The organism is Priestia sp. 53B2, assembly GCF_056099005.1.
Genome location: NZ_JBLZXA010000005.1, coordinates 23,848 through 42,628 on the forward strand (window position 1 = coordinate 23,848; position 18,781 = coordinate 42,628).

Annotated in this window: 17 protein-coding genes and 2 pseudogenes; 5 read left to right on the top strand and 14 right to left on the bottom strand. The window is 33.5% G+C overall.

The features are described from left to right. Positions 1 to 12 precede the first annotated feature (12 nt). Entirely contained in the window at positions 13 to 339 is a 327-nt protein-coding gene (locus ACN6NE_RS02715; protein ID WP_474324382.1) for a YflT domain-containing protein, read from the bottom strand. Between the two features lie 222 nt (positions 340 to 561). Here ACN6NE_RS02715 and ACN6NE_RS02720 point away from each other — a divergent pair, with 222 nt between their 5' ends. From ACN6NE_RS02720 to psiE, 4 genes are all read left to right on the top strand, one after another. Further along, entirely contained in the window at positions 562 to 987 is a 426-nt protein-coding gene (locus ACN6NE_RS02720) for a CBS domain-containing protein (protein ID WP_116077998.1), read from the top strand. A gap of 77 nt (positions 988 to 1,064) precedes the next feature. After that, on the top strand, positions 1,065 to 1,370 hold the full coding sequence (locus ACN6NE_RS02725) for an MTH1187 family thiamine-binding protein (RefSeq protein ID WP_474324385.1): 306 nt from the start codon (positions 1,065 to 1,067) through the stop codon (positions 1,368 to 1,370). A 142-nt stretch (positions 1,371 to 1,512) separates the two neighbouring features. After that, entirely contained in the window at positions 1,513 to 2,007 is a 495-nt protein-coding gene (locus ACN6NE_RS02730) for a YflT domain-containing protein (RefSeq protein WP_474324386.1), read from the top strand. Positions 2,008 to 2,926: 919 nt separating this feature from the next. Further along, positions 2,927 to 3,346, top strand: coding sequence for a phosphate-starvation-inducible protein PsiE (psiE, locus tag ACN6NE_RS02735; RefSeq protein ID WP_474324388.1), 420 nt, complete (start codon positions 2,927 to 2,929; stop codon positions 3,344 to 3,346). A gap of 716 nt (positions 3,347 to 4,062) precedes the next feature. Here psiE and ACN6NE_RS02740 read toward each other — a convergent pair. The 5 genes from ACN6NE_RS02740 to ACN6NE_RS02760 form a co-directional block, all read right to left on the bottom strand. Then, positions 4,063 to 4,776: a DUF4386 domain-containing protein gene (locus ACN6NE_RS02740; RefSeq protein ID WP_474324390.1), complete on the bottom strand. Its 714-nt coding sequence runs from the start codon at positions 4,774 to 4,776 to the stop codon at positions 4,063 to 4,065. Between the two features lie 850 nt (positions 4,777 to 5,626). Beyond that, complete coding sequence (locus ACN6NE_RS02745; RefSeq protein WP_289921168.1) at positions 5,627 to 5,776, bottom strand: phosphoesterase; 150 nt, start codon at positions 5,774 to 5,776, stop codon at positions 5,627 to 5,629. Positions 5,777 to 5,942: 166 nt separating this feature from the next. Further along, entirely contained in the window at positions 5,943 to 6,083 is a 141-nt protein-coding gene (locus ACN6NE_RS02750; protein ID WP_474324391.1) for a hypothetical protein, read from the bottom strand. A 411-nt stretch (positions 6,084 to 6,494) separates the two neighbouring features. After that, entirely contained in the window at positions 6,495 to 6,740 is a 246-nt protein-coding gene (locus tag ACN6NE_RS02755) for a hypothetical protein (protein ID WP_474324392.1), read from the bottom strand. A gap of 221 nt (positions 6,741 to 6,961) precedes the next feature. Next, positions 6,962 to 10,312, bottom strand: a complete 3,351-nt coding sequence (locus ACN6NE_RS02760) for a trifunctional glycoside hydrolase family 18/polysaccharide deacetylase/glycosyltransferase family 2 protein (protein ID WP_474324393.1) — start codon at positions 10,310 to 10,312, stop codon at positions 6,962 to 6,964. 996 nt (positions 10,313 to 11,308) lie between these two features. On the opposite strand from ACN6NE_RS02760, the gene tagU reads away from it, so the two are divergent. Beyond that, positions 11,309 to 12,238, top strand: a complete 930-nt coding sequence (tagU, locus tag ACN6NE_RS02765) for a polyisoprenyl-teichoic acid--peptidoglycan teichoic acid transferase TagU (protein ID WP_474324402.1) — start codon at positions 11,309 to 11,311, stop codon at positions 12,236 to 12,238. A gap of 301 nt (positions 12,239 to 12,539) precedes the next feature. Here the strand turns inward: tagU and ACN6NE_RS02770 are convergent, their stop codons facing one another. The 8 genes and pseudogenes from ACN6NE_RS02770 to mobL all read right to left on the bottom strand — a co-directional run. Then, complete coding sequence (locus ACN6NE_RS02770; RefSeq protein ID WP_474324394.1) at positions 12,540 to 12,953, bottom strand: NUDIX hydrolase; 414 nt, start codon at positions 12,951 to 12,953, stop codon at positions 12,540 to 12,542. A gap of 73 nt (positions 12,954 to 13,026) precedes the next feature. Next, on the bottom strand, positions 13,027 to 13,668 hold the full coding sequence (locus ACN6NE_RS02775; RefSeq protein ID WP_474324396.1) for a restriction endonuclease: 642 nt from the start codon (positions 13,666 to 13,668) through the stop codon (positions 13,027 to 13,029). Continuing rightward, the gene (locus ACN6NE_RS02780) at positions 13,661 to 14,614 is read right to left on the bottom strand and encodes a DUF3991 domain-containing protein (RefSeq protein ID WP_474324404.1); all 954 of its coding nucleotides are present in this window, start codon (positions 14,612 to 14,614) and stop codon (positions 13,661 to 13,663) included. Before ACN6NE_RS02780 ends, ACN6NE_RS02775 begins: the two co-directional genes overlap by 8 nt. A gap of 114 nt (positions 14,615 to 14,728) precedes the next feature. Next, a complete protein-coding gene (locus ACN6NE_RS02785) occupies positions 14,729 to 15,760 on the bottom strand; it encodes a guided entry of tail-anchored proteins factor 1 (RefSeq protein ID WP_474324398.1) in 1,032 nt (343 codons plus the stop codon). 410 nt (positions 15,761 to 16,170) lie between these two features. Beyond that, positions 16,171 to 17,172 (bottom strand): annotated as a pseudogene (locus ACN6NE_RS02790) (ArdC-like ssDNA-binding domain-containing protein); the annotation flags it as partial. Then, positions 17,165 to 17,440 carry a hypothetical protein gene (locus ACN6NE_RS02795; RefSeq protein ID WP_075422172.1) on the bottom strand — a complete coding sequence of 92 codons (276 nt, stop codon included), beginning with the start codon at positions 17,438 to 17,440 and terminating at the stop codon, positions 17,165 to 17,167. The pseudogene ACN6NE_RS02790 and the gene ACN6NE_RS02795, both read right to left, overlap by 8 nt. A gap of 47 nt (positions 17,441 to 17,487) precedes the next feature. Next, entirely contained in the window at positions 17,488 to 17,925 is a 438-nt protein-coding gene (locus tag ACN6NE_RS02800; RefSeq protein WP_280166815.1) for a hypothetical protein, read from the bottom strand. Next, positions 17,925 to 18,653 (bottom strand): annotated as a pseudogene (mobL, locus tag ACN6NE_RS02805) (relaxase MobL); the annotation flags it as partial. The gene ACN6NE_RS02800 and the pseudogene mobL, both read right to left, overlap by 1 nt. Positions 18,654 to 18,781: the final 128 nt, after the last annotated feature.

Genomic DNA, 18,781 nt, shown 5'->3' on the forward strand with positions numbered 1-18,781 from the left:
TTCTTTTTTGTGTTAACCTGCTTTGGTTGCAACTACTAGTACAAGTCCTTTATCTAATTCTCTTTCATACTGTTGAGCTTCAACGTCTGATAATCCTAAAGATTGAATTTTAGAACGTAATTCATCTCCACGAGACCGGAATACATTGGCTACTAAATTAACTGCTCCTTGTTCTGAGACACCAATATCTTTTGTCTCTAATGCTTCCGTTAAATCTTTGGAACGATTTTTATCATGAGCTAATAAATATACTTCATCCTTTGTGTATCCTCCATTTAGAAATTGTTCAATTGCCTCTTTTGCTTGGACTCCGTTTTCTACTACTCTTACATTTTTCATAAAAAACCCTCCTTTGTAGTTAAATGATATATACCTATTTTCAGGAAATAAAAATCTTTTTTTACTAACTGATAAAATGCTATAAATTTCCCTAATTCACAATTCATTTTCTTCCTCTTAAAATCTAAAGCTATGTTTACTAAAACTCAAGCTTATGTTTTAGAAGATGCTGTACGGGAACGAAGTAAAATAAGACGATTATTCAATAAAGGAGGAATTATTATGAACATAACAGAAGTAATGACCTCAAATATTGAGACGTGTAACCTTAAAAGTTCTTGTGGTGAGGTAGCTAACATGATGAAGAATCTGGATGTAGGAGTTATTCCCATTTGTGAAGATAATAAGCTAATAGGATTAATAACGGATCGTGATTTAGTTATCAAAGGATTAGCTAATAATTTTAATGCAAATACGCAGATATCTGAAATGATAACAACGGACGTGATTACTGGTACAAAACATACGTCTGTAGAACAAGCTATGGAAATCATGTCTCAGTATCAAATACGCAGACTTCCTATCGTAGATGATGGAAAACTCATTGGAATGGTTTCTTTAGGAGATTTAGCAGTAAGTAATGCTTCAAATAAAGAAGCAGGGAAAGCTCTTGAGGACATTTCAGTCCCTGCTGAACCTACTAAATAAAAATCAGGAGATTTTATCTATAAATCGTTTCTTTTTTAGTTTTAAAAATACAAGGAGCTGAGAAGGGAGTATACGTTATGCCTTTGTTAGAAATAAGTATTATACCTGTTGGAACAGATTCAACAAGTTTTAGTTCAGAAGTAATTAACGCTGTACGTAAGGTCAAGGGAAAGGAATTACATTATGATGTAACACCTACTTCTACCATAATAGAAGGAGACCTTGAACAATTATGGCAAGTAGCAAAAGAAATACATCAAGAGGCCATTTCAAGTGGTCCTAATCGAGTTATCACAAATATACGTATTGATCACCGGAAAGATAAGAAAACAGATATGAACCATCAAATAAATACTGTTAGGGATGCGTTACATCATAATTAGGATAACGTAAAAAAGATAATCTACTCAACGAAAGGGATTTTTTAGATTTTTTCTATCTATAATAGCGATTATGATAAGTAGAAGTTTTAATATTTATACCTAGGGAACATAAATAATATAAAAGGAATAGGAGGAGATGAAAATGGAACGGACTGCAAAGAGAGTTGTAGGGATCTACAAATCTGAGCAAGAAGCCATTGCAGCTGTAGAAGATCTTAAAAATCGAGGGTACGCTACACGTGACATCTCCATCATCGGGCAAGACAGTAGAGAGGTAGATAGGGTGACAGAAGAAACAGATACTGAAGTGGTTGATGGAATTGCAACAGGTGCCCTAACAGGTGGAGCTCTTGGTGGGCTAACAGGTTTATTAGTAGGAGCTGGTGCACTTGCTATTCCAGGAATAGGACCGATTGTTGCTGCGGGACCAATTGCAGCCGTGTTAACTGGCGCTGTAACGGGTGCGGGAGTTGGTGGATTAACAGGAGCTCTTGTTGAAATAGGTCTTTCTAAAGATGAGGCTGAATACTATGGTAACTCAGTCAAAGAAGGAAATATCTTAGTACTCGTTGATGAAAAAGAGCATTTTGGTAAAAATAGAGAGCAAAAATCACCTCTATCCAGAAGAATTCTTTAAATTTGAATAAAAAAGTTTATAAAAAAGTTCTCTAATCGATGATGAGACTGACCCTAGAGAGTAAAACAAATAAAAAAACTACTGGCATATGTGTGTCAGTAGTTTTTTTAGGTTAAATAGTACGTAAATAAGAGCCTTGCATTATAGAATTTAAACACTTCATGAGTAGTATGCTCCAGATGTGAAAACTTATTACTCTTACTAACGAAAAATACAGATTTTTAATTGTTATCATGTACCAATCTATCTTCTACTTCCCTTTTAAGAAGTTTTTACATTAATGATAACTAAACGGAAAATCTATAAACATTTAACGTCACTATATTTTCTTTAACATAAATTTAATTTAAAATAAAAAATAAGTGTATTTTATGTAGAGAAGTAAATATATAAACTAACTTATAAAAATTGTAGTTTTGACTTTTACACTTAGTGACGACAAATTTGTTCTTTTTCTACAACCTGTGTAATAGTTAACACTATTTTTAATAAAATGTTTTATTATTCACTTAACGTTATATAGTTTTCATATATTTTTCTCTTTATAACTTATGTATTTACTCCAATGTTCTTCTTGGTTAATATAATCCTCAAACGTAGCATTTACGACTACAATATAGCCATCACACTCATCTGCGGTCTGTTTTGCAATGAATTTTGTGTCAAAATGGAAATGCGACCAATTCATCATTTGTAAATTCGTAACTAGATATTTCTTTCCTTTTTACTTGTCTACATGATTCAGTTACATAATATGACTTACCCGACTTAACTAATTTTGTATATTATATACGTCTTCATTTAGTGCAATATATGAATTAAAATAAACATTCTAACAAACACGTTGTAACGGCTAACGCTAAATCTAAAACGGGAGATATAATATAGTAAAGAGTCTATATATGCAGGAGGAATATTGATGATACAACAAAACAAAAGACCGAACTTTAAGGTTTCACACGTACTTCGGATTATCTTAAATACAGCATTGATTTTACTAGCTGTTACTTTATCCGTTTTGCTTGGTAAGGAAATTTTCCATTTCATTCATTTTTCTATTTTTAATCGAGGAATTGAGACTCACTACAAAATTCTTGAAAGTATCTTAGTTTTCTTTTTGTACTTTGAATTCATTGCAATGATCGTAAAATATTTTCAGGAGAATTATCACTTTCCTCTACGCTACTTTCTTTATATTGGCATTACTGCATTGATACGTCTGGTTATTGTGGAGCACGATAACCCAGTTAATACACTTTTGCATACTTGCGCTATTCTTGTGTTAACTATCAGTTACGCCATTATAAAGTTTTCATCAAAACAAAAAGAGAAACTTTAATTACGCCTTTTTAAAAATAGGATATCTTTTTGTTGTGCATTTTTGTGGAGAATATCAGTACGAAGGCTTTCAAGGGGATCTATGCGCTATACATTTATATACACAATCCTCTTCCAAAAATTCACATTGTGTTAACTAAGAGTGTATGGCGTATACAGCCTAAAAATAGAAAAAGACCATCTCTTCCCAGTCAAAAGAGATAGTCTTTTTCTGTAAGTAGAATTAACAATAGTCGTTAGATGGTGCTCTATTGCATCTTGAGTAGTTTGCTCAAGCTATCAATAACTTATGTATTAAAAGAAAAACCCACCTGATTTGTCAGAGGTAGGTTTTTCTTTTTGCAATAAATGGGTTTCGAATACGAAAGGTCGGAAGGCATTCTAATTGCATTCTGTTCCAATAGCATAAAAAATATACTAACAGCAAATGAAAAAATACCCCAAATGCGTTAAGGTAGGTTTTTTATTTATACTTCAGAAAAAAGAAAATGTTGGGAGGATTAATCCTCTTTTGTAGTTTGCTCAACATATAGAATGTTATTCATTATTGCAAGCACGCAATGATTTAAAACTGAATATGATTATTGAATCTTCATTTACCTAGTAGGCTTTTTTTCTTAAATTGTCCCTTCACAAAGGTGCAATTTCGTGTATGTTCACTTAAAACTGCCATTAGTTTAAATACAGTTCTTTATCAAGCTAATTATGTGTTCGCTACTATCTCGTGGCTTTCTTTTTTTCATCCAAAGAAGCAAGTGCAGATTCACTGAATCCTTTAACGATGAGCCATACTGCTAAAATCATTTCATTAGCTGCTACTGGTAGCGACAATATAGCACCCCAAACAGAAAGTTGAGAAAATACATCAAACATTTCTAACAGGCCTGCTATAAAAACAAGAGTTGCTCCAATCATACCTAAGATTGGTATAAATCTAGGCACAAGTTTAGATCTATAAAATATATAACTATACATCATCGTATTTATACCTAGCATGATATTTGGTCCAAGTAAAAATGTCCAATCGTGTATTGCTTTTAATACAGTTCCTGAAGCTTGAAAAGAGGAAGTATCCTGAGTTCCTGTTGCTACAAATTCTTGACTTAAGGTTAATAAGGACAGTACGCTGATTACACCCACAGTAATAATCACTGCTTCAAGAAATCTAAAGCAAACATGCCAAAGAGCTATAGTTTCGTTATACTTTCTTAAAAATGGAAACATTATAGTTGAAGTACCAATGGCTGATACCACAAGTATTAACTCCATAAGTGCACCCACTATCACTTGGTTGGTATGTTCAGAACCTTTAGTAAGATAGTCGGGACCGTTTAAGATGGGGTCATATAAAATGAGACCTATTACTGCCGTAACGGCTGCAAGTATAAAAAGTACCCCCACCATTTTTGCTGCTTTTTTGTTTGAATCCACTTTTTATCCCCTCCTTTGATCATTCTTTTTTGAACTAAACTAATATCGTAATTACCTCGATGACAACAGCTATTTTCACGTTATCATTAAGTATGTTGTTTGCTATGATATTATTACTGTAAAAATTTGTATAGAAGACTTATAAAAAGATTAACTCCCTTGTAAGCTAGTCTTTTTATTAGGTTACTATTTATCATCTTCTACATTACATCTTAATTAATTATATAAAAAAACATATATTGCGAGGAATAGAAATAATTTTGTGAAATTATACATCGTTTGTAGATGAGGATTGATCGCTTACCAAACTACTAAATATAAATCTACTATTATCATAATTTTCTAACGAAAATTACTATGCATCAGGTGGATAGCATGCGTGGCTATCATTGTATTTGGCGTAGGTGGGGCTCATACTAAAAGAAAGAATGAACTTTTTTTAACTCTATATGATGTTACATAACGGTTAATATAATAAATACATTATTAATTTGTATGTATAAGAGATTACTAGATAGGGGAAGATAGAGGTAAGAAACATAAATAAAGGAGGGAAAAATGTTGAAGGAATATAAACAGGTATTTTCCAATTTTATTGACGAAGACCGATTCGAACTACATTCATACCTTACTTATTTATTCAATCAATCTCAGGATAAAGATGTAATTCAGGTAGAAAATGAACATCTAACATAATAAATATACACATATCGTAGAGTGAAAGGGTAAATATATGAATAAAAAATAAGATAAGCGACCTTACTGTTCGCCTTAGGATAGATGAGTCGCTTATTATTGTTCGCATGTAAAGGTTTCAAGATAGTAGGTTAATTCTATTACATAAGACATTCTATGTAATACCTCGGAGCTGTTTACTTAATCGTAATAGAGTTTCTTTATCTTTATTCTTTGAAGCTTGTTCCATCTGTACCAAAATTTCTGTTTTTCGAACGTCGCGTAGATTTTTCATTGACAAGAGTTGATTAAACGTGGCATTCATGTCTTATAACCCTCCTATCCTTGCGCAACCGTTTTTTTTTGTATTCTACACCAATCATTCTTTTTCCTTTAAAAGCTTTCCGTATTTAATAAAAAAACTCAGTCAAAAAAGACTGAGTTTCTGCTTATTATATGCTATTTACACCACTCTCTACCATAGCATGTTCCTAGCTAGGGAAAAAATAAAATGCATTTTTCATTAGTTTTGGATGTGTTTGCTTTACTTTTTTCTTTTTTAGAGATTGTCCATTTGTTCCTAAGTACTGGATTTGGACTTTGACTTCTTCGACCGTCATATCGGCTTGCATAAGATCATTCACTTTATCAAGTTGGCTCTATTATTTTATTTGCAATGATCGTGAAATTTTTGCACCAGAAACACCTTTTTGACTTACTAATTTCATCATTGCATTACTCTTGCTCAAAAAAATCAACTCCTACATGGTATTACTTAGGTTTCATAATGAATCTCTATTACAAAAAAGTAATCTATTAATAGGAAGTTAGGCGAAGCCTTTATTCCACTTTATACTGTATAAAGTGGCTCTAACTTGCTGAATAAGGTCATACGAATAACCCAACTTTAAAGTTAGGTTATCCTTAATTTATCAGTCTGTCAATTCACGAAAAGAAATACTTTTACAGTTCTTCATCGTTTTTTTTAAAAAATTTTTATATTTACTGAAAATAACACCGACATATTTGTTCTTATCATAATGTTAAGTATTTGCACTAGAACCTTTTTTAATCTCATCTAATAATTCCCGTATGTGTGGTGATTCAGCCATTGATACAGCGACAGGTAGTGTTTTTTCGATTGCTTCACTCCTTAAACTTTCGTTTTCTCTAAACTCTTTCATTAGCAACAATGTATCATGTATGTTTAAATCTAATTCTTTCGCAATTTCTTTTACGTTCTTTCCAAATTCTAATAAAGTTTCTTTATATCTTATTGGATTCATCATCAAAACTTCCACCACCTCTTTGTATCATTTTTTTTCTTTTTCTATCCTCTTTTATAATTATTTGTGCTGACCAATTGGTTCAACTGTTTTACTTAATGTATCTATAAAGAGTTCTAGTCCTATACGCTCAATAGAAATTTTTCTATTCTTATAGTTCCTTTATAAAAAACAGTATTAACAGAAGCACTCAGATTTGTAGCGAATGGACATTAAAATTTTAATCATCCTGTCTTCTTAGCTGCTTGTCTAACTTCTAAATTTCCAGATCGTTTTAATTTATTCCAGCCAACTCGTGTCCCTTTCAGTGCAGATAAAAGAGATTTCCAAGAAACCCATAATAATAAGTAACGATAGAAGATTCTTTGCAGAAACAAAGTAATTAGTGGTTTAAAGCTTGTTTTTTCTAATCTGAATGCAAATATACAAATGAGAAAATCAATTATAAGGTAACAAGCATAAAACAATAATGATTTTTTTATATGTCCAGATAATATTCCTAAAACAAACAAAATATCTAAAAATGGTGCAAACAAAGGGAATATAAATTGGAATAGCAGCATATTAGGAAGCGCTATAAAGCCTAATGATTTGTGTTTAATCCCACCAAAAGCTTTTTTATGCTTCCAAAAACATTGTAACGTTCCAAAGTTCCATCGATAACGCTGTTTTAGAAAATCTCTGCTATTTTCTGGTACCTCAGTATAAGCATATGCCTGTTCATCAATGTGAATTTTATATCCCTCACGTAGTATTCGTAAAGACATGTCTGTATCTTCTGCCAATGTATCAGCTGTAAAATAGCCAAGTTCTTCAATAACTTGTTTACGCCAGGCCCCGATTGCCCCTGGAACAACCGTAACACAATTAAGCATGGCAAAAGCACGTTTTTCTAAATTAAAACCTGTTACATACTCAATATGCTGCCAAATCGTTAATAAATTACGCATATTTCCAACTTTAATATTCCCAGATACTGCAGCAACTTTTTCATCTATGAAATGACGGACAAGTAACGGAATAGCTTCAGGTGAAACAATGGTATCCGCATCAATGGCAATAATGATATTTCCATTTGCCTTCTTAATCCCCATATTAATCGCTGAGGCTTTTCCGCCGTTTTTCTTATAAATAAGATGAAGCTTTTCATTATTAGCGAAATTCTTAGATACAATCATAGATGTTTTATCTTTAGAACCATCGTCTACAACAATTACTTCAAAATTTCCATAATGGCTTTTTAGTACTGACTTTATAGTCCTGCTTATGACCTTTTCTTCATTATAGGCAGCGATAATAACACTCACAAATGGATTAAATGAATGTCCTGCATTCGGTAATCGAGTACGTTTTTTATGTTTAAATGCTAAATAAAAAAGGATAGCAAGACGAAGAATGAAAATAGACAACGCGCTATAAAACAAAATAAAAATTATATTGTCAAAAGTGGCTACATTGGCCAAAACTACTTTAATGCTCTGCATTAATGGACTTTCTACCTTTGTAACAGTAGGCATAATGCTATCTCTATTTTTGTCCATTAGTTCACTAATTGTTACAATTTTATAACCTTCTCTTTGTAATTTTTCAATAATTTCAGGCAGTGCTTGAACTGTCGCTGTTCTATCCCCTCCGCCATCATGAAGTAAAATAATATCACCGTTAGATGCCTGATTCATTACATTGTCAACAATGTCTTTGCTATTGTCTGCTTTCCAATCCTGCGAGTCAATATCGTAATTTACGGTCATATATCCCATTTGAGTGATATCCATCATTCTTTGAAAATGGGATTTAACATATGTATTCTGGTTATCTCCATCATACAGATTTTGATCATCTCCATACGGTGGCCGGTATAATAATGGTGAACGCCCAGTAATACCTTGAATGATGCGCTCAGTAGCATTCAATTCAACCTTTAATTGGTTATAAGATATTTTATTAGTATCTGGATGTGTAAGCGTATGATTGCCAATTTCATTGCCTTCTTTATATATCTGCTTTACAATATCTTGATTAAGTATCGCATTTTTACCAATCGTAAAGAATGTAGCCTTTATTTGATGCTCTTTCAAAATTTTCAATATATCTTTTGTATATTTAGGATCGGGTCCATCATCAAATGTTAAGGCGATCTCCTTATTTGATGGCTTGCTTAAACGTTCGATCTCAGATGCTTTTGGAGTAGAAATATATGATTCTCTTGAAATTAAACCTGACTCATCAAAATCAAGACTGCGCTTCCCCTCATGCTGATCTGTTTTAGTACGCAGAATACTTCCTTCTCCATAATTATAGGTAGTATCTCCATTCTTTACAGTAAGCAGTTGATTGGTTTTATGGCCTTCCATCACATCCCAAACAGACGGATCTTCCGTTCCTAACCTCCATAGCGCAACTCCTTTAACTCCGTTTGAAGCAGCTGTTTTCCATTGATTATAGAATGTAGCACTATCTAAAAACCATAGTTCATGGGATTTATTTTTATCCTTGTATCGAATATAAGGATTTTCACTCAAATCATCCCACTGTATCTTTAAGTTTGCTTTGTCTGCCATCCTCATAATCTCTTCAAAGGATACTGCTTTTCCAGCTTGTTCACTCCCCCAATCCCAATCGTATCCATAATTACCCAGACTGACGATAAGCTTGTCCTTAGATATTTGTGAAAGATTCTTTTGATACCATGATGACGAAGAAATAGGACCTGGATTTATAACATTCTCATCATATAACATTAAAATGAGACGATCAGAATACTTTTCTATCTCCTTATAATCAAATGCCTGATTAGCTGGGGGTACGTCCATTGTTACTAAAAGACCATCTTCATGAAAAGTACTATAAAGCTCCTTCATAAAGTTTGTCAGCAAGTCTCTATCACTACTCTTTATATTCTCAAAATCTATGTTAATTCCGTCATAGCCCCGATTTTTTATTTGTTCATGTAGATTTTTTATTAGGTTCGATTGAGATTTAGGAGAATTTAATAAATTATGAATGATTTCTTGGCTCCACTCACCATTCATCTCATTGTTAATTAAAGGGAGTATTTTAGTATGATGCTTTTTTGCTAGATCCCCTACATCCTTTTGAATATCACTTTTTAATTCTAAGTTAGAATTTAAGTGAAACCACTGAGGGATAAGAACATCTATGTTGTCAATGTTACGTTTTAATGAAAGTTCACTATTTTTATCCCAATTAACATAGAAAGCATAAAAGTCATCATTAGTTATTATGCTGTTTTGTAGAAATTTTTCATTTGAATTAGTATTTAAAAACGAGGTGCTATCCACTCTCCCTGTATCATAGGGACGAATAGTCGAAAATTCATTTATTTCCTTTGTTTTCCACATAGGTAAGATGGGATTAAAATATACACTTAAACTTGATACAAATATTAGTAGGAGGGAAAGAACAACTGCTAGTGAAAAAAAACATATTAATATACCCCACCTTCTATTTGAGTTAGTTTCAAAAATAAAATTCTTAAAACTACCTTCATGATGTGAGTTGTTTTTTTTATTCCTCCTTCCACTGTAAATATAATCAGATAACCTTCTATACACTTAAACACCTACTTCCTATCTTTTTTATCCATAACACTAAGGTGAAAAAATATTTTTTCACCTTAGAACGTTATTGTTTTAATATTTTTATATCTTAATAACTACTTTCAAATCTCTATTGACAAAAATAAACTTATTTTTAATAGTATAAAACTAAAAAGAGTGAGCCCTTTCTGAAAGAAAAATAACAATTCAGCAACCTAACCATCTTGATTTTTGTACAAAAAGTTGTTCACCCTAAGTTTTCAGCAAGCTTACTATTATTATCGTCAAATATGTAATCAAAATTAGTTATTTGATTTTTCAAAAAAATGACACTAATTAAATCCTCTGTCGATTCTATTTCTACTCACCTTTAACAATTAATAGAAAACTACATCTAAATTGTCCCTTTTAATTAAAGTACTTAAGCTAATTAGTAAAAACATTAATTTTAACCCAAGAATAACAGAAGTATTTTAAGCAGTATATGAGCTAATTTACCTGATTATACAAAATTAAGTAAATTTGTATCAACCTGTGACTAATTGTGAATAAATATTCCTCTGATAAATAATAGGAAATTCTGCATACATTTTGGTTTATTCATCCTAAATACTCAATACTTTAGTTAGCGTCTTTTGTAAAATCATCTTTTTCTTATTTTATTCAGAAGAGAATTTTTCTATATTTTACTCTTTATTACACTCTACTTAAAAGAAATACTAATATAGATAAAATTAGAAAATTATCTGTATATTTTATAAGAGCAAGATAGACTATTGACTATTCCTATTATAAATTTCACTCTAATTCTCATAAATTACCTTTATTATCCATAAATTTCTTTTTAACTCCTATTATGTTACCATTTTTTCTAAAATTTATAAAAAATTATTCAATTTTTTTATTTTTTTGGTAAGATTGAGAAGCTATTATACAACTTGGTGACATAACAAAAGACAATCTAGATCTAAAATTAATTTAGTATGGAGAGTGAGTATGGAACAAGAATTAATGCATAAAAAACATAAAAAGAGAAAGAAAACTGGCTTTAAAATTTTATTTGTTATTATTTTATTTTTTATTATTGGCGTAAGTATATATGGATTTTCAGTTTATAGATCTGTAGCAAGTACATTAAACCGAACGCATGAACCTTTAGATCGAACTGTATCAGAAAAACGTAATAAAAAAGTAAATTTCAGCAAACAAGACCCTATTTCTATTTTGTTACTAGGTGTTGACGAACGCGAATCTGACCGTGGACGTTCAGACTCGTTAATTTTATTAATGGTAAACCCAAAAGATCAATCAGTTAAAATGGTTAGTATTCCACGTGATACACGTACAGAAATCATTGGTCAAGGAAAACAAGATAAAATTAACCATGCCTATTCATTTGGTGGTTTAGATATGACCGTGGAAACAGTTGAAGAATTCTTAAGCGTACCAATTGATTACTACATCCAAGTAAATATGGAAAGTTTCGAAGATATTGTAAACGCAGTGGGCGGAGTAACAGTCTACAACTCACTTGACTTCACTTATGAGGGTAAGCATTTTTCAAAAGGACAGTTACAATTAGATGGTGCAGATGCGTTAAAATATTCTCGTATGCGTTATGTAGATCCTCGTGGTGATTTCGGACGTCAAGATCGACAACGTCAAATCATTCAAGCAGTTATTAGTAAAGGTGCAAAGGTAAGATCTCTTGCAAATTATGGTGATATCTTGGATGCAATAGGTGAAAATGTGAAAACGAACTTAACGTTTAATGATATGAAAAAGATTCAGGCTAACTACAAAGAAGCACGTCACAATTTACAACACATAAAAATTAATGGGAAAGAAACAGAAATAAATGGTGTCTACTATTACATAGTATCTCAATCAGAGCGTACAGAAATTTCTAAAGTGTTGAAACAGCATTTAAATATTAACTAATTAAAATAAATTATCTACGATTTTCATAGAACTGCTAATTAGGAAATTTCTATCACACGTAGTGTAAACATTAAAACTTTTAATACAAAATAAGCGTCATAATAATTAATCATATAAAAAATCTGTTTTTCCATTAATTAACTAACTCTAAAATTAATTTCGATTCTATCTCTTTATCGAATTGAAATAATAAAATTGATCCAAGACCAAGGGAGCAAGTAGAAAAAGACCACTCATAGAAGAGAGGTCTTTTTGTATTAAAACACTAGTTTAAAAATGAGCAGAACCAGTTTTATCCTCTTTATACTGTTCCTTGGTTATGGTAAAATGCATGCCCCTGTAAGAGTTTATTAATTCCTTCTAAATAATATGGAGTACGTTGTTCTACTTGTTCTATATCGACCCATTCAAGTTGAAATATTTCTTGAGGCATCTTAATTTCTTCAGTTCCATCTACAATATATCCTTCAAAAGTAAAGAAGATAGCATGATGATTCCTTTTTAAAAACTTTCCTTCGTTGATAGCTAATATTTTGCCAGGTTCAATTGTCAGTCCAGTTTCTTCATACACTTCTCGAATTACAGCTTCTACTAATGATTCACCAGCTTCTACTCTTCCACCTGGAAAAGACCAATGCCCTTCATGATTATCAACCATTAAAATCTGATTGTACTTATTTTTAATGAGGGCATAGACTACTTTTACTTCTTCCATAAAATATAAATCCTCCTAATCGTACGGATGCAGTATATACAACCTTAAACAACTTTATCATCATTCTATATTTTTATTGCCTATTGATTTTTTCTGTATGACGACAAGAAGGAAAAGAGGAACAGCCAAAAAAACGAGTACCATTCCCATCTCGTACGACTAGATCCTGCCCACATTTCGGACACTTACGAGGTTCTGGTGTGATATTTCCAAAGATTTCCCGTGCCTTGAAAACAGGATTGACTTCATTAATAAACTTTTGAAGATCCGCACGATCCACTAAGGTCACATCACATGCAGCTGCAAGCTCTTTTGCTTGTTTCGTGAAATAACTATTGGTCACGACCCACGCTTGATTCGCTTTATAATACGCTTTTGCTGCGTATACTTCTTGTACTGCTGAAAGGCTAACTCTATTTTTAGCGCTATACCGTTTGGCCTGAATCACGATCTTTTCTTTTCCTTTCATCACCAAGTCAGCTCCAAAGTCACCAGATGATGGTGTTACTTGTATCTTGTACCCTAACTGTTGGAAAAGACCCTGCAAGTAAAATTCGAATTGCCTCCCATCCATTTTATCAATATAGGGCATGCCTGATTGGGCTAATTCTTTCCTATACTTCCATTCACGAAGAACACGGTAAGCAAATTGAGAAAGCTTAAATAAAATGATGATAAGAAAGAGATAAAATACGCTCTGAAACACTTTATCCATTCATTGAAAGCTCCTGTTCTGTTTGTTTATTCCGGAGACGTGATGCTACAGGTTGAATACTTTTTCCATTCTTCTTTAATTGCTCGTTCCAATCTTTTGCTCCCTTTTGAATATCTGCTTTTACTAAATCAGCATTAACAATTTGGTTCATTTTGTCAATAAATTCTTTTCCCCCTTGGTCATTATCGACAGCTAACACCATTTCTTTAATGCCTAAGCCTTCTTTTCGAGCTTCGATATAAGACTGAGAAACGGTTTTAGGCTTTAAGCCATTCCTACTAATGAGTCGTGTGTTTTGTAGGCTATTCTCCTGAATACTCCAATAAGAAAGCAAATCAATTGGACTTTCAAAGAAATGAATCTTGTTTGGGCGACCAACATCAATTGAAAAGCCTGTGTGTGGGTTATCGTTCGGTAAGACTTGTTTAAAGGAACCACGCTTATTCTTTATAGAAGCTGTGCCTTGCCGATCCGCCCCAATTACCTTTCCTTTACCTCCGTGTTCACGCCATTTAAACACCACATTGTTCCGTTTATCCTGAGCGATTAAATCTTTTTGAAGAAGCCAGTCAACTAACCGAGGATCTATTTTACGTTCTTTTATGAGATAATCTTTTATTTTGCTTTGATCCTTTACTTCTAACTCTTTTGGGTAGCGAAAAGGCTCTTTTGATGGTGAAACCGACGGTTGCTCATGTGACTGAGAAAGCTCTTTATAATCGCCTTTGTTGATATCTAATACGGCTTGTGGAAACGACATCCCATAATACATTCGAGCGAAACTAATCGCTCCATATCCTGTTTCATTCCGGCTGTTCCAAGCGTACATATTTCCTTTGATGAGTAAGCTATCATGTTCCGTATGACGATAGTACTTTCCTTCTTTTACAAAGGTTTCGCCTTTGGCTTCCAGATACGACAACAAATCAACATCTCGTGCTTTCATGATTTCCCCCTCATTGACGTGTTTTCGTTCTCCCACCTAATCCCTCCTTCTCTTTCACCCTATGAAAAAAGAGGGCTTTTCAGCCCTCTCATTTCTTTTCACCTTTTGCTTGTTTTATCGTTCCATTTCTTGTGTCTGGTCCCGTTTTTTTGAAGAAAATGCTCCATTATTCCGTGCAAAAAACTTGGTAAATCCATTTTGTGATTTCTCTTCTTTTTTCTGCTTGTCGTGATCCTTTTTCTCTGTGTCCAAAGTCTTTTCAAGTTTTGTTAATTTCTCACGTTGAGAATCAGTCAAATCCAGCTCTTTTAATTCCTGCAGCACCTCTTTTTTCAATTTGTACACCTTATCAAAGGAATGCTTTTGTTCAAACTCTTTCATTTTGGCCAAACGCTGCTCTTTTTCTTGAGGTGTTTCTTGCTTGATTTGCTTTTCAACAGGAGCTTTTTCTGCTTCAGCTTCCTTTTTCGCTTCTTTAGAAGAAGCTTTTTCATCTGATATGCCTAATTGGGTTAACAAGCTTTGTTTAAATAGCTGCTTATACTGTGTTTCTTCACTAGGCTGCTGCATAACTTCTAGTACTTCTTGTTTGTAATCTTCTTGATATTGCCCCTTTTCTTGTGCCTGTTTTCGTGCTTGAAACTGATGAGAAAGTTCATTTTCCATTCCTTTCAATTGGTCAGGGGTGAACTGTTTTTCCTTTAAAGCACTGGATTTCAACATGACATAATCGTTTTCTGCGTTTACACGGGCTAACATACTATCAATATCTTGAGGCTTTTCTTTTTCATGAGCTTGTAAAAACGTAAGATAGCTTGTTTTAAGCTGCGTTTCTCGATCTTTCTCTAAAACAGGATTCACATCATGACTTCTCAAAAAATCAACTGTTGCTTCACTTTTATAGGCTTGTTTTTGCCCTTTTTCATCCGTAGAAACAAGTAAAACCTGCGGTTTTTCCTCTCCTAGAGCTGATTGTGTTAAGTAAACAGCACCAGAAGGGATGTCTTGCAGCTGTTTCTCACTGACGTTCGCCCAATCTGCCTCGATTTTTTCATTTTGTGGGTGCTTCATAAACTTCTTTAATTCTCGTTTATCGGAAACAAGCGTTTTAAATTGGTCATTTGAAAGAGATGTTACTTTTTGCATTGTCAATTCCTCCATTTAATTCATATTTGGGCATAAAAAAAGAGAGCATGTATGCTCTCTCACCTTTCTAGATCCTGTTCTTCTCTTTTTCGTTTACCTGTACTTGAACGTTTTTGGAGTTGCATTTGACTACCCACTTCCATACGGTCTTGAAAAGTAAGAGATTGTTCTTGAACTTGACCATGGGTGACCCCCTTTTTATTTCTACTCATCGTTAAGTCAACCTGGTGCTCAAGTTTCACGACTTCTTCCTTTGTCATCCAACCATTTTTAATCGCTTGTGTTTTGGTTGAATAGTAGGTTTCTTCAGCCGTAACACGCTCTAGAATGCTATCTACATCTTGTACGGATTCTTCTCGTTGCTTTTGTATATAATTTCCATACCCTTCTTTCATCTTGTTATGCACGTTCTCAGAAGAAAGAGGATCTGCTTGCTGCTGTTTTTCATCGTTTTTTTCTAGTGACTGATTTTTTTCTCTTTCTTTTACCAGCGTTTCTTCGATTGTTTCAATAAACCCAACGGACGTTTCATGTACTTCTTTTAAAAGCTTGATTTTATCTTCAAAGGTCTTTCCTTTCGTCCAGTGTGACAGGTAATCCAACGAATAAGAACTGGTGTCGATTCCAAAATAAGAGGAAACCGTATAAGCTGTCATTTCTGCCTGAAACTCTTTTTCCGCAGCCGTATAGTTTAGATACGTGTCTTTGGTGTGAAGTTTCGCATGAGCTAATTCGTGTATCAAAGTCTTTACATTTTGACGTTCAGAGTTACGAGGATTCAGCGCAACTTCTTTTGTTAAAGTGTAACTAACCCCTTTTGCAGCGCCAAGCTCCTCTTTTGGTTGAATAATAGAAATACCATCCTTTTCGGCAATGGCTTCCATCCCTTTATAAAGTGCCTTGTAATCCTCTATATTGCCTTCTAACCAACGATTCGGAAAGATCTTAGGTAAATCACTCGCTTTTGCGTTCGTCTGCGACACGTCGAAAACATGGCCGACTGAAAAGTACAGTCGGCCTTGAGTAACTTCTTTTTTTCCCTCTTGAATGAGCTTTTTTTCTTGAGGAGTGGCTTTATTAATCGACTTCCATTTCCCTTTTTCATCTTTAAATTTAGGCACCGTTTTGTTTGGCACAAGGATCTTAATCCCCTTTTCCCCTTTATTGACAGAGAACCCTTTATCTTTCCAAAACTTAAATGATCCAACTGCTTGAGCACCAAAGAACTGTTCCTGAATAAGAGCTGTGTTGGACATCGAGTATTGATAAAACTTACCCATAAAAGATAAGTAGTCTTTTAGTTCTTCGGCAGAATGAAAATGCTGCTCAACCTTCTTTTCCATGCCTTTCGTTAACTCTTCAACCTCTTTACGCTTATCTTCGGCTGATTTCTTTGTATAGGCTTTACTCATCTTCTCCCTCCTCTTCTTGATAGGAGATCCCCTTAAGCTCCTCTAATTCTTGTTCATACCAAGGTTCCTCTAAATCCACAAAAAGCTTCTGTGTTTTGATATTCATGGGCACCAACATATTCTCTTGATGCACGACATATTGATGAAACTCCTTCGCTTCTTCTGGACTTAAATTCACCTCTACTTCTTTGTCTTGATACTGTACAATGGCATGATCCTCTCCTACAGCTTTAATCGAAGCTAACACTAAATCTTTGTTAAAAAACATATTCTATTCCTCCTCTACATGTTTAAATCTATCTTTATATACATCCATCAATGAGATGGTTGTTTCCCTCTTGATTCTTCTGCATCAACCTTCTTTTGACGTTGATGAGCAATACGCTTCTCAACAGCTTCTTTCGCAACTTTTGTGCTATCTAACTCTTGTAAATCGGTTGTCATTAATCCATCAAAACCGTGATGAAAGAAAAGACCGTTCATATATTCAATTAAAATTTGGGAGTTTTTATCGGCACTGTTTGCCCCAAGACGAATTTTCGTTAACTCATCTTTTAAAACCTGATGTAAGTTGTTACTAACCACTTCCGAAATATATTGTAATGACCATTCCTTTTCCGTGGTTTCTTGATACTTTTGGCAAATATCCATAATGGCTTCCCCAGGAAAACGAAAATGATGTTCTTCCATATAAGCTTGAATATATTCATCTGTTTTCGTATCTAATGAAATGGTACGTCGATGTTTCTCCATCATTCATAACCCCTTTCAGCTTCTCGATTATGTTCAATATCTTTTTGTAATTGTTCATAATGTTTTTGGTTCTTCCAACTTTCATATTCTGATTTAAACGCTCGTTCCATCTTTTTTAATGCAAAATGCATGGAGACATTTCGATTAAAATTCGCAGGACGTTTGGATTGTTTTCGACTTTCTATCATTCTTTTAATCTGTTGCTGCTGCTTATCATAATCTTTCATTTCTTTTAAAAAAGCATTCCCCATTCGCTTGTAGAGATCATCTATTTTTGTTTGCTTATAGTCCTTGTATCGTTTCTCATCAACCTTTCCTTCTCCATACGCTTTCTTTAATTCCTCTACTTCCTTATCTAATTTTCCAAGTAATTGTTGATACTCATGGTTATGATACTTTTCAATGTATTTGTGACTCAGCACATCAATAAATGGCTTCATTGGCTTTAATGTTCGGTAACTATATTGCCACTGCCGTTTATCTTCTGGAAGATGCTTATAAATTTGGAGAAACAGTGGTTGAATATCACGATTCTTCCACCTTAACGAAGAATCCTGTTTCTTTTTGCCGACTATATCCTTTCGAATTAAGTCATTTATTTTCTGATGCTGCTCACCTCGATTTAAAATTTGATTCACGACTGTTGATTTCATTGCATCCAATGTTTTAGGTTTCCTTTTTCCTCGCTCACGAGTAGGTTGTGGTTCTACTGTTGCGATATGAATATGAAATAGTGATAGGTAAACTTTTGAGATTATCTCCGGTTTTTCCCCCACCTCGCACCGTGCATGCAACTTTCATCGCACACGGCGCTCCATCTATTGTTTCTTATTGAAGTTTTTCTAAGTTACACACC

Bases quoted from the DNA above. Each gene is read 5' to 3' on its own strand.
- ACN6NE_RS02715 (WP_474324382.1), bottom strand. From the start codon at position 339: ATGAAAAATGTAAGAGTAGTAGAAAACGGAGTCCAAGCAAAAGAGGCA.
- ACN6NE_RS02720 (WP_116077998.1), top strand. From the start codon at position 562: ATGAACATAACAGAAGTAATGACCTCAAATATTGAGACGTGTAACCTT.
- ACN6NE_RS02725 (WP_474324385.1), top strand. From the start codon at position 1,065: ATGCCTTTGTTAGAAATAAGTATTATACCTGTTGGAACAGATTCAACA.
- ACN6NE_RS02730 (WP_474324386.1), top strand. From the start codon at position 1,513: ATGGAACGGACTGCAAAGAGAGTTGTAGGGATCTACAAATCTGAGCAA.
- psiE (WP_474324388.1), top strand. From the start codon at position 2,927: ATGATACAACAAAACAAAAGACCGAACTTTAAGGTTTCACACGTACTT.
- ACN6NE_RS02745 (WP_289921168.1), bottom strand. From the start codon at position 5,776: ATGAATGCCACGTTTAATCAACTCTTGTCAATGAAAAATCTACGCGAC.
- ACN6NE_RS02750 (WP_474324391.1), bottom strand. From the start codon at position 6,083: ATGCAAGCCGATATGACGGTCGAAGAAGTCAAAGTCCAAATCCAGTAC.
- ACN6NE_RS02755 (WP_474324392.1), bottom strand. From the start codon at position 6,740: ATGATGAATCCAATAAGATATAAAGAAACTTTATTAGAATTTGGAAAG.
- tagU (WP_474324402.1), top strand. From the start codon at position 11,309: ATGCATAAAAAACATAAAAAGAGAAAGAAAACTGGCTTTAAAATTTTA.
- ACN6NE_RS02770 (WP_474324394.1), bottom strand. From the start codon at position 12,953: ATGGAAGAAGTAAAAGTAGTCTATGCCCTCATTAAAAATAAGTACAAT.
- ACN6NE_RS02775 (WP_474324396.1), bottom strand. From the start codon at position 13,668: ATGGATAAAGTGTTTCAGAGCGTATTTTATCTCTTTCTTATCATCATT.
- ACN6NE_RS02780 (WP_474324404.1), bottom strand. From the start codon at position 14,614: ATGAAAGCACGAGATGTTGATTTGTTGTCGTATCTGGAAGCCAAAGGC.
- ACN6NE_RS02785 (WP_474324398.1), bottom strand. From the start codon at position 15,760: ATGCAAAAAGTAACATCTCTTTCAAATGACCAATTTAAAACGCTTGTT.
- ACN6NE_RS02795 (WP_075422172.1), bottom strand. From the start codon at position 17,440: ATGTTTTTTAACAAAGATTTAGTGTTAGCTTCGATTAAAGCTGTAGGA.
- ACN6NE_RS02800 (WP_280166815.1), bottom strand. From the start codon at position 17,925: ATGGAGAAACATCGACGTACCATTTCATTAGATACGAAAACAGATGAA.